Here is a 12,779-nt window from a genome sequence, read left to right as displayed (position 1 = left end):
GGCCGTCAGCGATGACGGCCCCGCACCCTTGACCACGACACCTGGTGATGATCCGTGTACGTCGGTGCCCTTGAGCTGGACGTGCTGCTCGGCGACGTCCACTCGTTGAAGCAGAAGCGGTCGGTGGTCAAGCCGGTCGTGGCCGAGCTGCGCCGCAGGTTCGAGGTGTCGGTCGCCGAGGCGGGCCACCTGGACCTGCACCGCCGCGCCCTGATCGGAGTGGCGGCCGTCGCCGCCGACGCCGAGCATGTGAGGGACGTCATGGCCGCCTGCGAGCGGCTCGTGGCCGGACGGCCCGAACTGGAACTTCTCTCCGCCCGCCACAGGTTGGTCGGGCCGGAGGACGACTAGCAGACGTCGCCCCCCGAGGCGACTCATCGCAACGACAGGAGGGGAGCGCCGTGGCCGACCAGGCACGGGCTCGCAAGCTCGCCAAGCGGATCTCGCAGATCGTGGCTTCCGCGTTGGAGCACGAGGTGAAGGACCCGAGGCTGGCCCGCGTCACCATCACCGACACGAGGGTGACCGGCGACCTGCACGACGCCACGGTCTACTACACCGTGCTCGGCGAGCGGCTGGACTCCGAGCCGGACCTCGCGGGCGCCGCGGCGGCGCTGGAGAGCGCCAAGGGCGTGCTGCGCACCATGGTGGGCCAGCAGACCGGTGTCCGGTTCACGCCGACCCTGACGTTCATCACCGACACCGTGCCCGCCGAGGCGCGTCGGATGGACGAGCTGCTGGCCAAGGCGCGGGAGCTGGACGCCGAGGTGGCGCGCATCGCGCACGGCGCGGAACCCGCGGGCGAGCCAGACCCGTACAAGCCTCCGCGCGAGGCCGAGGACGCCGACTAGCGTTCTCGCCGTGCACAATGAGCTGAGCCCGAACGACCTGGGCGACTCCACCGGCCCGGTCGACCCCACCGACCGGGGTGACTCCACCGCCCGCGGTGGTTCCACAGACCTGGGCGCCGCACTGGCCGAGGCCGCCCGCGTCCTGTCCACGGCCACCGACGTGACGCTGCTGGCGCACGTGAACCCCGACGCGGACGCGTTGGGCAGCGCGTTGGCGCTGGGACTGGTCCTGCACCGCCGCGGCGCGGTGGTCCGGGTGTCGTTCGGTGCGCCCGACGAGGTGCCGGAGACGTTGCGGAACCTGGACGTGGCGGGGCTGCTGGTGCCCGCGTCCGCCGTGCCCGCCGCGCCGCCGGTGCTGGTCGCGTTGGACACCGGCAGCGTGGGGCGGCTCGGCCCGTTGGCCGATCGGGTGTCCACCGCCGGTGTGGTGGTGGTGTTGGACCACCACGTGTCGAACCCCGGGTTCGGGCACGTGAACGTGGTGGACGACCGGGCCGAGGCGACCGCGATCGTGGTGCTGCGGCTGCTGGACGCGTTGGGCGTGGAGCTGGACGAGCCGGTGGCGCGGTGCGTCTACGCCGGTCTGGTGACGGACACGCGGTCGTTCCGGCACGCGTCGGCGACGACGCACGAGGTGGCCGCGCGGCTGCTCGCGGCCGGGGTGGACGCCGAGGCGGTGGCCCGGCCGTTGATGGACTCTCACCCGTTCGGGTATCTCGGGATGTTGGCGAAGGTGCTGAGCCGGGCGTGCCTGGAGCGCGAGGCCGCCGGCGGGCTGGGGTTCGTGCACGCCGTCGTGACGTTGGAGGACGCCTCCGGGCTGCGGCCCGAGGAGGTGGAGAGCGTGGTCGACCTGGTGCGGACCACGGCCGAGGCCGAGGTGGCGGCGGTGCTGAAGGAGCTGCGGCCGTCGTCGTGGTCGGTGTCGTTGCGCGCGGTGAGCGCGGTGGACGTGCGCGAGGTGGCGCAGCTGCTCGGCGGCGGTGGCCACCGGCTGGCCGCGGGCTTCACCGCCACCGGTCAGGCCGACGAGGTGTTGACGCGCCTGCGTGCCGCCCTGGAGACGGTCGCCGCGTCCTGAGCGTTGAATTCAGGGGTCCTGAACGTAGGACACGGGTGTCCTGAACGTAGGACTCGCGCGTTCTGGAGGTAGGACACGCGTGGTGTGGGGGTAGGACTCCCGGGTGGGTCGTACGTTCGGGCTGCGGCAGTCGGGCATCGAGGGGATCGGGTGGAGGAGCGGGTTCCGGCGCGGCGGGTGATCGGGTTGGCCGCGCCCGCGCTGGTGGTGTTGGCCGCCGAGCCGCTGTACGTGCTGGTGGACACGGCGGTCGTCGGCCACCTCGGCGCGCTGCCGCTGGCCGGCCTCGCGCTCGGCGGGGTGCTGTTCACCCAGGTGGCGACCCAGTTGACGTTCCTCTCCTACGGCACCACGGCCCGCACGGCGCGGTTGTTCGGCGCCGGGCGCCGGACCGAGGCCGTCGAGGAGGGCGTCCAGGCCACCTGGCTCGCGCTGGCCGTCGGCGCGCTCGTGATCCTGCTCGGCCAGCTGCTGGCCGGGCCCGCCGCACGGCTGCTGGCCGGTGAGGGCGCGGTGGCCGACAACGCCGTCGCGTGGCTGCGGGTCGCGCTGTTCGGCGCACCGTTCGTGCTGGTCACGATGGCCGGCAACGGCTGGATGCGCGGCGTGCAGGACACCCGTCGGCCCCTGCGGTACGTGCTGGTCGGCAACGGCATCTCGGCCGTGCTGTGCCCCGTGCTGGTGCACGGCGCGCACTGGGGCCTGGAGGGTTCGGCGATCGCGAACGTGGTCGCGCAGGTGCTGTCGGCCGGGTTGTTCTTCAAGGCGCTGCGCGCCGAGCGGGTGAGCCTGCGGCCGGATCGCCACCGGATGCGGGCCCAGCTCGGCCTCGGCCGGGACCTGGTGCTGCGCAGCCTCGCCTTCCAGGCGTGCTTCCTGTCCGCCGCGTCGGTGGCCGCGCGCACGTCGGTCGGCGCGGTCGGCGCCCACCAGGTCGTGCTCCAGCTGTGGACGTTCCTCGCGCTCGTGCTGGACTCCTTGGCCATCGCCGCCCAGTCGATCGTGGGCGCGGCGCTCGGCGCGCAACGCCGTGAGCAGGCGCGCCGGTTCGCCTGGCAGGTCACCGGGTACGGGCTGTGGTTCGGCGTGCTGCTCGGCGTCGTGTTCGCGGCGCTGTCCGGCACGCTGCCGCAGGTGTTCACCAGCGACCGGGCGGTGCTGGACGAGGTGCCGCACGCCTGGTGGTTCTTCGTGGGGTTGCAGCCGATCGCGGGCGTGGTGTTCGCGCTGGACGGTGTGCTGCTCGGCGCGGGTGACGCGAAGTTCCTGCGGACCGCGACGCTGGCCTCTGCGGCGCTGGGTTTCCTGCCGCTGGTGTGGGCGTCCTACGCGTTCGGCTGGGGGTTGACCGGCATCTGGAGCGGCCTGTCGGCGTTCATGGTGCTGCGGCTCGTCCTGGTGCTCCTGCGGACCCGTTCGGGGGAGTGGGCGCGGGTCGGCGCCGTGTGGTGACCCGGTGACCAGGCGTGATGTGGTGAGCGGCACCCTCAGGAATCGTTAACAGTAGGCAACTGTTTCTCGATACTGGGGGTGCCGCCGCACGGAAAGCCTAGGAGATCCACCTTGCCGGTCGATCGTGCCACCAAACACGCGTGGCTGATCTGGTCAACCGCTGTCGTCGTCTACGTCGCCGCCCTGTTCCACCGGACCTCGCTGGGCGTGGCCGGGCTGGAGGCGAGCGACCGCTTCTCCGTCGGACCAGCCGCGCTCGGCACGTTCACCGTGCTGCAGATCGGCCTCTACGCGTTGATGCAGATCCCCACCGGCCTGCTGGTGGACCGCTTCGGCCCGCGCCGCGTGCTCACCGCCGCCGCCCTGCTCATGGGCGTCGGCCAGGCGTTGTTCGCGATCGCCGAGTCCTACCCGCTCGGCCTGGCCGCACGTGCCGTGCTCGGCGTCGGCGACGCCATGACCTGGGTCAGCGTGCTGCGGCTGGCCGCCGCCCACTTCCCGCCCCGCCGGTTCACCCTGGTGATGACGCTGTCCGCCGCACTGGGCGGTGCGGGCAACCTGGTCGCGACCGTGCCGCTGACGCTGCTGCTGGACGACGCGGGCTGGACGGCGACGTTCCTGATCGCGGGCCTGGCCACGGCGTCGTACGCGGCGGTGGTCGCGTGGCGCGTGCGCGAGGTGCCCGCCGGCGTGCCGCAGCCCGTGGTCGAACCGGTGCCGTGGCGCGCGGTGGGCGCGAAGGTCGGCCAGGCGTGGCGCGAGCCGAGCACCCGCCTGGGGTTCTGGGTGCACTTCACGTCGATGTCCGCACCCGCGGTGCTCGGCCTGCTGTGGGGCTTCCCGTACCTGGTCGAGGCGCAGGGCCTGTCGCGGCCGTCGGCGTCGGCGGTGCTGAGCACGCTGGTGCTGGTGGCGATCGTGACCGGACCCGTGATGGGCACGGTGATCGGCAGCCGGCCGGAGTGGCGGATGCCGATCGTCGGCTCCTACCTGGCCGCGGCCGTGCTGTGCTGGGCGGTGCTGCTGGGCTGGCCGGGCGGCGTGCTGCCGACACCCGTGCTGTACCTGCTGTTCGCGCTGCTGGCGGTGGGCAACCCGGTGTCCGGCGTGGCGTTCGCGCTGGTCCGCGACTACAACCCGTTGCACCGGGTCAGCACGGCGACCGGTGTGGCCAACGTCGGCGGGTTCGCCGCGATCACGTTCACCGCGCTCGCCGTCGGTGTGCTGCTGGACGTGGTGGAGCCCGCCGTGGCGGCGCCGCAGGCGTACCGGATCGCGTTCCTCGCGGTGGTCGCGGTGCTGTTGGTGGGCGTGTGGCGCACGGTGGTGTGGTGGCGCCGGGCACGTGCCGCGGTGTTCGCCGCCGAGGACCGCGGTGAAGCCGTGCCCGTGCAACTGCGCCGACGTCGTTGGGATGTCGCCGCGGGCGGAGTCGACAACCGGATGACCGCGGGCGGAGCCGGCAACCGCATAACCGCGGGTGGAGCCGGCAACCGGACAACCGCGGGTGGAGCCGGCGACCGCACCGTCGTGGGCGGAGTGGACGAGCAGGCTCTCGTCGAGGCCTAGGATCCTCCACCGTGTCCGCATCTTCTCGTGTCAGTTCTTCCGGGCCGACCGTCCCGCCCGGCCTCGTCGTGATCGACAAGCCCGACGGCATGACCTCCCACGACGTGGTGGCCAAGGTCCGTCGCATCCTCGGTACCCGCAAGGTCGGGCACGCGGGCACGCTCGACCCGATGGCGACCGGCGTGCTCGTGCTCGGCATCGAGCGGGCCACCAAGCTGCTGGGCCACCTGGCGCTGGACAGCAAGGCGTACCTGTCGACGATCCGCCTCGGCTCGGCCACCACGACCGACGACGCCGAGGGCGAGGTGCTGTCCACCGCCGACGCGTCCGAAGTGGACGAGGCCGCGATCCGGGCCGGGGTGGCGAAGCTGACCGGTCCGATCGAGCAGGTGCCCAGCGCGGTGAGCGCGGTGAAGATCGACGGCAAGCGCGCGTACGCGCGGGTCCGGGCGGGCGAGGCGGTGGAGATCCCGGCGCGCCCGGTGACGGTGCACCGCTTCGACGTGCTGTCGGTCCGCCGCGAGGAGGGCGTCACCGAACTGGACGTGATGGTCGAGTGCTCGTCCGGGACCTACGTGCGGGCGCTGGCCCGTGACCTGGGTGCGGACCTCGGCGTCGGCGGCCACCTGGCGGCGCTGCGGCGCACCAGGGTCGGCCCGTTCGACCTGCGCGTGGCCAAGACCCTGGAGCAGTTGGAGAGCGCGCCGGGCCTGTCCCTGGACCTCGACGCCGCCGTGTCCACCGCCTTCCCCCGCCGTGAGATCGCGACGCGCGAGGCGCTGGCCCTGTCGCACGGCCAGCGCCTGGCCGCCGGTGGCCTGGCCGGCACGTACGGCGTGTTCGGCCCGGACGGCCACGTGGTGGCCCTGGCGAAGGACGAGGGTCCGATCGCCAAGCCGCTGGTGGTGCTCGCCGTCGGTTGAGGTCGAGGGGGCCGAGGTCCGCTCCGGTCAGGGAGGCTCGGTGGGCTCGTCGCCGAACGGGGGTCCGGTGCCCGGAACGCCTACCAAGCGGCCCGGGCAGGGCCTACCGTGGTGACCATGGCGAGATGGGTGTGGCCGGCCGCGGCCGGTGTGGTGACCTCGGCCACCGGGGTGGCGATCAACCTGGCCACCGACGGCGGCGCGAACCCGTGGGCGTGGGTGACGGTCGTGTTGCTCACGGCGTTGGGCGTGGTCATCGCCCTGCGCGTGGCACCGGCCCCGCGTGCGGCCGGACCGACCGCCGAGCCGGCGGCGAAGCCCCAACCGCCGACGGCCACCGTGCACAACACCGTCAACGGCACGGTGACCGGCGGCGTGGTGCAGGCCGGCGAGCTCGGCTCGGTCACCATCAACTCGCCGACCACCGTCAACCAGACCGCGGTCGCGCGCGAGGGCAGCACGATCCACCAAGCCGGGCGTGACATCCGCCGCGACTAGCCCACCCCTGAACGGCACGGCTAGCCCACCTCGAACGGCACGACTGGCCCACCTCGAACGGCGCGACTGGCCCACCCCGGACGGCACGGCTAGTCCGACCTCGAACGGCGCGCCGGGGCCGACCGCCTAGGCTTGCCGCCGTGCAACGCTGGAGAGGGCTCGACGACCTGCCGGGCGGCTGGGGTCGTTGCGTGGTGACGATCGGGGTGTTCGACGGTGTCCACCGGGGCCACCAGGCGCTGATCAACCGGGCGGTCGAGTCGGCCGCCGACAAGGGTGTGCCGAGCGTCCTGATCACCTTCGACCCGCACCCGTCCGAAGTGGTCCGACCGGGCAGCCACCCGGCCCAGCTGACCAGCCTTCGCCGGCGCGCGGAGTTGGTCGAGGGGCTCGGGGTGGACGTGTTCTGCGTGATCCCGTTCACCGCCGAGGTGGCGCGCACCCCGGCCGACGAGTTCGCGCACGAGGTGCTGGTGGACCGGCTGCACGTGGCGGCCGTGGTGGTGGGTGAGAACTTCACGTTCGGCCATCGGGCGGCGGGCAACGTGGACCTGTTGCGCGCGTTGGGCAAGCGGTTCGGTTTCGTGACCGAGGGGGCGGATCTGGTGACCGACGACGGGGTGACGTACTCGTCGACCTACATCCGGGCGTGCATCGACGCCGGCGACGTGGCGGCGGCGGCGCACGCGCTCGGCCGGCCGCACCGGCTGGAGGGCATCGTGGTGCGCGGTGACGGGCGTGGCAAGGAGTTGGGCTTCCCGACGGCCAACCTGTCCACCACGCGGTTCGCCGCCGTGCCCGCGGACGGCGTGTACGCCTGCTGGTTCGTGCACGGCTCGGGCCGCCGCCTCAAGGCCGCGGTGAGCGTGGGCACCAACCCGACGTTCTCCGGCCGGGAACGGCGGGTCGAGGCGTTCGTGCTCGACGTGGACGAGGACTTCTACGGGCAGCGGGTGGCGCTGGACTTCGTGGACCGGCTGCGGGACATGGAGAAGTTCGACAGCGTCGAGGCGCTGCTGGAGCAGATGCACCGCGACGTGGCCACGACGCGTGACCTCCTGACGGATCCGGGTGACGCCTGACGGGTTGAACCAGGTGGGTGGAACCCGCCGTGTGACACCGGACGACCTGGCAAGATGCCTGTGACGTCCGTCGGTCAGGGGAGAGGCGAAGGTGGAGGACCACAAGATCGTCCAGCGCAACCTCGCGTTGCAGCGAGAGTGGTACGGGGAACCCTTGGGCGACCGGGTACGTCGGCTCGTGGTCGCGTTCAGCGTGTCCCAGGCCCAGCTCGCGGACGTGCTGGGCATCAGCGCCCCCATGCTGAGCCAGGTGATGAGCGGCCGGCGGGCCAAGATCGGCAACCCCTCCGTGCTGGCCCGGATGATCATGTTGGAGCGCAAGGTCCTCACCCCTGACGTGGCCTCCGGCGCCCCCGAGGCGTTGCAGCGCGCGCTGGAGGACGTCCGCCAGTCGAAGCCGACGGTGAGCCGCGACTCACTGCCCGTGAACGCCGCCGACGCCGAGGCCGTGGTGTTCCCGTTCCTGCGCCGCCTGGCCGACCGCCGTGAGCTGTCGCAGGCCGCGGACGTGCTGGGCGAGGACTTCCCCGCCCTGGCCGAGCTGCTCCGCCGTGCGGGCAAGGTCCCCGAAGCCTGACCGGTGAGCCTCTTCTCCGCCGTCTTCCCGCCCCCCGACGCCGTCGACGAGCTGCACGACGCGCTGCGCCCGCTGCGCCGGGCCCACCCCCGGTTGCGCTGGCAGCACCCGGCCCGCTGGCACGTCACCGTCCGCTTCTTCGGCGAGACCGCGCCCGCCGACCCGCTCGACGGCCTCGACCGCGTGGCCGCGCCGGTGCTCCGGCTGCGCGGCAGCGGCACGTTCCGGCAGGTGCTGTGGATCGGCGTGGACGGTGACCTGCACGAGTTGGGCGAGGCGGCACGCGTGCCGCCCGACTGGCGACCGCACCTCACCGTGGCCCGCGGCACCGCGCTGCCGCTCGTGGACTTCACCGGCCGTGAGTGGACCGCCACGGAGGTCGCACTGGTGCGCAGCGACCCGGCCGAGGGCTACACCGTGCTCGACCGAGTGCCCTTGCGCACGTCAAACGCGTAGCGCGCGGCCACTGCTGGTAACCTCGACATTTGGGTCTGGCTGCGGTCCGTGGCGGCCAGTACCGACTACCCCGCTCACGCGGGGCCGCACGGGACTTAACCAGTACAAGGAGTAACGAGCACGTGGCACTGACCACCGAGCAAAAGAAGACCATCCTCGCCGAGTACGGCGTCCACGACACGGACACCGGTTCCGCCGAGGCCCAGGTCGCGCTGCTGAGCAAGCGCATCGCCGACCTGACGAGGCACCTCCAGACGCACAAGCACGACCACCACTCGCGTCGTGGCCTGCTGCTGCTGGTCGGCCGGCGTCGCCGGCTGCTCAACTACCTCTCGAAGGTGGACATCCAGCGCTACCGCGACCTGATCGGTCGGCTCGGCCTGCGCAGGTGAGACGTGCCGAGGGGGAGTGACCACCACGGTCACTCCCCTTCGGCGTTATTCGCACAAACAAAGACGAGGGAAGCACGCGCGGCGCCCGGGACGACAGTTCGCCGGTCCTCGGTAGTGGCCCCCTGGTAGACGAAACCCAGGGGACTTCGATCGAAGACCGGCCTCGTCCGAACCGCGATCCCGCGCCCTGAGCGCGCTGTGACCCGCATGACGAGGAGTACCACATATGACGGACATCGAGGTCCACGAGACTTCAGCCACGATCGACAACGGTCGGTTCGGCACGCGCACCATCCGCTTCGAGACCGGTCGCCTGGCCCGCCAGGCGGCGGGTTCGGTCGTCGCCTACCTGGACGACGAGACGATGCTGCTGTCGGCGACGACCGCGTCGAAGCACCCCAAGGAGCACTTCGACTTCTTCCCCCTCACGGTGGACGTCGAGGAGCGGATGTACGCCGCGGGCCGCATCCCCGGCTCGTTCTTCCGCCGCGAAGGTCGCCCGTCGACCGACGCGATCCTGACCTGCCGGCTCATCGACCGGCCGCTGCGCCCGTCCTTCGTGGACGGTCTGCGCAACGAGATCCAGGTCGTCATCACGGTGATGAGCCTGAACCCGCAGGACCTGTACGACGTCGTGGCGATCAACGCCGCGTCCGCGTCCACGCAGCTCGCGGGCCTGCCGTTCTCCGGCCCCATCGGCGGCGTCCGGGTGGCGCTGATCGAGGGCCAGTGGGTGGCGTTCCCGACCCACGAGCAGCTGGAGAAGGCCGTGTTCGACATGGTCGTCGCCGGCCGTGTCGTCGGTGACGACGTCGCGATCATGATGGTCGAGGCCGAGGCCACCGAGAACGTCATCGACCTGATCGGCGACGGCGCGCAGGCGCCGACCGAAGAGGTCGTGGCCGCGGGCCTGGAGGCGGCCAAGCCGTTCATCAAGGTGCTGTGCGACGCGCAGGCCCAGCTGGCGCAGGTCGCCGCGAAGGCCACCGGCGAGTTCCCGACCTACCCGGCCTACCAGGCCGACGCCTTCGAGGCCGTCGAGCAGGCCGCGTCCGGCGAGCTGGCGCAGGCGATGAGCATCGGCGGCAAGCAGGAGCGCGAGTCCCGCATCGACGAGATCAAGGCGTCGGTGCTGGAGAAGCTGGCCGAGCAGTTCGAGGGTCGCGAGAAGGAGGTCGGCGCGGCGTTCCGCTCGCTGACCAAGAAGCTCGTGCGCCAGCGCATCCTGCGCGACAAGGTGCGCATCGACGGCCGCGGCCTCACCGAGATCCGGTCGCTGTCGGCCGAGGTCGAGCTGATCCCGCGGGCGCACGGCTCGGCGCTGTTCGAGCGCGGCGAGACCCAGATCCTGGGTGTCACCACGCTGAACATGCTGCGCATGGAGCAGCAGATCGACTCGCTGTCCCCGGAGACGCACAAGCGCTACCTGCACCACTACAACTTCCCGCCGTTCTCCACCGGTGAGACCGGCCGCGTGGGCTCGCCCAAGCGCCGCGAGATCGGCCACGGCGCGCTGGCGGAGCGGGCGCTCATGCCCGTGCTGCCCAAGCGCGAGGAGTTCCCCTACGCGATCCGCCAGGTGTCCGAGGCGCTGAGCTCCAACGGCTCGACGTCGATGGGCTCGGTCTGCGCGTCCACGATGTCGCTGCTCAACGCCGGCGTGCCGCTCAAGGCGCCGGTCTCGGGCATCGCGATGGGCCTGGTGTCCGACGAGGTCGACGGCAAGACGGAGTACGTCGCGCTGACCGACATCCTGGGCGCCGAGGACGCGTTCGGCGACATGGACTTCAAGGTCGCCGGCACCAAGGAGTTCGTCACCGCGCTCCAGCTCGACACCAAGCTGGACGGCATCCCGTCCGACGTGCTGGCGGGCGCCCTGGGTCAGGCGCGTGACGCGCGCCTGACCATCCTGGAGGTCATGGCCGAGGCCATCGACAGCCCGGACGAGATGAGCCCGTTCGCGCCGCGCGTGACGTCGGTCAAGATCCCGACCGACAAGATCGGCGAGGTCATCGGCCCGAAGGGCAAGATGATCAACTCGATCACCGAGCAGACCGGTGCCGACATCTCCATCGAGGACGACGGCACGATCTACGTCGGCGCGGCGGACGGCCCGTCGGCCGAGGCCGCGATCGACCTGATCAACGCGATCGCGAACCCGCAGCTGCCGAAGGTGGGCGAGCGCTTCCTGGGCACCGTGGTGAAGACCGCGGCGTTCGGCGCGTTCGTGTCCCTGCTCCCGGGCAAGGACGGCCTGATCCACATCTCCAAGCTGGGCAACGGCAAGCGCATCAACAAGGTCGAGGACGTGGTCAACGTCGGCGACAAGCTCCGCGTGGAGATCGCGGACATCGACCAGCGCGGCAAGATCAGCCTGGTGCTGGTGAACGAGGACGCGGAGTCGGCCCCGGCCGCCGACAACCCCGCGCAGGACGCCGCACCCGCCGAGGTCTCCGAGGCCCCGGCGCAGTGACGACGAGCGTCAACGGGACGGCCGCGGGTGCTTCCGGCACCCGCGGCCGTCCGCTTGCGCGCAGGCTCGGGCACCTCCAGAAGCCCGGCAGCACGGTGGCGCTGGAACGTGGTGACGGCGGCGTGGCCGTGCGCCGCAGCCTGCTGCCGTCCGGGCTGCGGGTCATCACCGAGCGCATCCCCGGTGTCCGTTCGGCGTCGGTCGGCCTGTGGGTGCAGGTCGGGTCGCGCGACGAGCGGGTCGAGGTCGCGGGCGCCGCGCACTACCTGGAGCACCTGCTGTTCAAGGGCACGGCGAACCGCACGGCGGCGCAGATCGCCGAGGAGATCGACGCGGTCGGCGGCGAGCTGAACGCCTTCACCGCCAAGGAGCACACCTGCTACTACGCGCACGTCCTGGACGAGGACCTGCCGTTGGCGATGGACCTGGTGTGCGACGTGGTGTTCGACGCGCTGTGCGAGCGGCGCGACTTCGAGACCGAGCGCGGCGTGGTGCTCGAAGAGATCGCGATGCGCGACGACGACCCGGAAGACCTGCTGCACGACGCGTTCCTCGACGCCCTGTTGGGCGAGCACGCGCTGGGGCGGCCGGTGCTGGGCACCGAGCAGTCCATCGGCGACATGGACCGCGACGCGCTGTTCGGCTTCTACAAGAGGCGCTACACGCTGCCGCGGATGGTGCTCGCGGTGGCGGGCAACATCGACCACGCGCACGTGATGCGCTTGGCGCGCAAGCAGATCGGCGACCGGCTCGACCGCGTCGGCACGCCCGTCGCACCGCGCGCCGGCCGGGCCCGCATCCCCGGTTCCAGCAAGCTGGTGCTGCACTCCGACGACACCGAGCAGGCGCACCTGATGCTGGGCGTGCGCGGGCTCGACCGGCACGACGAGCGCCGGTTCGCGTTGAACGTGCTCAACGCCGCGCTGGGCGGCGGCATGAGCTCGCGGCTGTTCCAGGAGGTCCGGGAACGGCGTGGCCTGGCGTACCAGGTGTACTCGTCGGTGGGTCTCTACGCGGACGCGGGCACGTTGTCGGTGTACGCGGGTTGCCAGCCGGACCGGCTCGGCGACGTGGCCGGCGTGGTGCGCGACGTGCTGTCCACGGTGGCCCGTGACGGGCTGGGCGACGCGGAGGTGGCCCGCGGCAAGGGTCAGCTGCGCGGCGGGCTCGTGCTGGGCCTGGAGGACACCAGCTCGCGGATGTCGCGCATCGGCAAGGGCGAGCTGAACTACGGCGACTACCTGTCGGTCGAGCAGACGTTGGCGCGCATCGACGAGGTCACCGCGGCGGACGTCGCGACGTTGGCGCGGGACCTGCTGCGACGCCCCATCGCCGCCGCCGTGGTCGGGCCCTACGCTCACGCCGACGATCTGCCGTCCCAGGTGCACGAGGTGATCTCTTGAGTTCCCAGTCCCCGCCCGA

The 12,779-nt window shown here is 72.0% G+C and carries 13 protein-coding genes; all 13 read left to right on the top strand.

What is annotated here, in order from left to right:
• Positions 1 to 54 precede the first annotated feature (54 nt).
• The 13 genes from AB0K14_RS15465 to AB0K14_RS15405 all read left to right on the top strand — a co-directional run bounded on the left by AB0K14_RS15465 (position 55) and on the right by AB0K14_RS15405 (position 12,760).
• Positions 55 to 351, top strand: a complete 297-nt coding sequence (locus AB0K14_RS15465) for a DUF503 domain-containing protein (protein WP_360447424.1) — start codon at positions 55 to 57, stop codon at positions 349 to 351.
• 50 nt (positions 352 to 401) lie between these two features.
• The gene (rbfA, locus tag AB0K14_RS15460) at positions 402 to 851 is read left to right on the top strand and encodes a 30S ribosome-binding factor RbfA (protein ID WP_360447426.1); all 450 of its coding nucleotides are present in this window, start codon (positions 402 to 404) and stop codon (positions 849 to 851) included.
• Positions 852 to 960: 109 nt separating this feature from the next.
• The gene (locus AB0K14_RS15455; protein ID WP_360447601.1) at positions 961 to 1,935 is read left to right on the top strand and encodes a bifunctional oligoribonuclease/PAP phosphatase NrnA; all 975 of its coding nucleotides are present in this window, start codon (positions 961 to 963) and stop codon (positions 1,933 to 1,935) included.
• A 150-nt stretch (positions 1,936 to 2,085) separates the two neighbouring features.
• Positions 2,086 to 3,387: an MATE family efflux transporter gene (locus AB0K14_RS15450; RefSeq protein WP_360447428.1), complete on the top strand. Its 1,302-nt coding sequence runs from the start codon at positions 2,086 to 2,088 to the stop codon at positions 3,385 to 3,387.
• A gap of 111 nt (positions 3,388 to 3,498) precedes the next feature.
• A complete protein-coding gene (locus tag AB0K14_RS15445) occupies positions 3,499 to 4,956 on the top strand; it encodes an MFS transporter (RefSeq protein WP_360447430.1) in 1,458 nt (485 codons plus the stop codon).
• An 11-nt stretch (positions 4,957 to 4,967) separates the two neighbouring features.
• Complete coding sequence (truB, locus tag AB0K14_RS15440; protein ID WP_360447432.1) at positions 4,968 to 5,879, top strand: tRNA pseudouridine(55) synthase TruB; 912 nt, start codon at positions 4,968 to 4,970, stop codon at positions 5,877 to 5,879.
• A 117-nt stretch (positions 5,880 to 5,996) separates the two neighbouring features.
• Positions 5,997 to 6,377, top strand: a complete 381-nt coding sequence (locus tag AB0K14_RS15435) for a hypothetical protein (protein ID WP_360447434.1) — start codon at positions 5,997 to 5,999, stop codon at positions 6,375 to 6,377.
• 140 nt (positions 6,378 to 6,517) lie between these two features.
• Positions 6,518 to 7,459 carry a bifunctional riboflavin kinase/FAD synthetase gene (locus AB0K14_RS15430; protein ID WP_360447436.1) on the top strand — a complete coding sequence of 314 codons (942 nt, stop codon included), beginning with the start codon at positions 6,518 to 6,520 and terminating at the stop codon, positions 7,457 to 7,459.
• Between the two features lie 91 nt (positions 7,460 to 7,550).
• Positions 7,551 to 8,036, top strand: coding sequence for a helix-turn-helix transcriptional regulator (locus tag AB0K14_RS15425; RefSeq protein WP_360447438.1), 486 nt, complete (start codon positions 7,551 to 7,553; stop codon positions 8,034 to 8,036).
• A gap of 3 nt (positions 8,037 to 8,039) precedes the next feature.
• Entirely contained in the window at positions 8,040 to 8,492 is a 453-nt protein-coding gene (locus AB0K14_RS15420) for a 2'-5' RNA ligase family protein (RefSeq protein WP_360447440.1), read from the top strand.
• Positions 8,493 to 8,614: 122 nt separating this feature from the next.
• On the top strand, positions 8,615 to 8,884 hold the full coding sequence (gene rpsO, locus AB0K14_RS15415; protein WP_360447442.1) for a 30S ribosomal protein S15: 270 nt from the start codon (positions 8,615 to 8,617) through the stop codon (positions 8,882 to 8,884).
• A 226-nt stretch (positions 8,885 to 9,110) separates the two neighbouring features.
• Entirely contained in the window at positions 9,111 to 11,357 is a 2,247-nt protein-coding gene (locus AB0K14_RS15410; protein WP_360447445.1) for a polyribonucleotide nucleotidyltransferase, read from the top strand.
• On the top strand, positions 11,354 to 12,760 hold the full coding sequence (locus tag AB0K14_RS15405) for a pitrilysin family protein (protein WP_360447447.1): 1,407 nt from the start codon (positions 11,354 to 11,356) through the stop codon (positions 12,758 to 12,760). The genes AB0K14_RS15410 and AB0K14_RS15405 overlap by 4 nt, the downstream gene beginning before the upstream one ends.
• Positions 12,761 to 12,779 lie beyond the last annotated feature (19 nt).

Origin of the sequence: Actinosynnema sp. NPDC050801 (genome assembly GCF_040673975.1) — a bacterium.
Lineage (GTDB): Bacteria > Actinomycetota > Actinomycetes > Mycobacteriales > Pseudonocardiaceae > Actinosynnema.
This window is presented reverse-complemented; position numbering and strand designations above follow the sequence as displayed.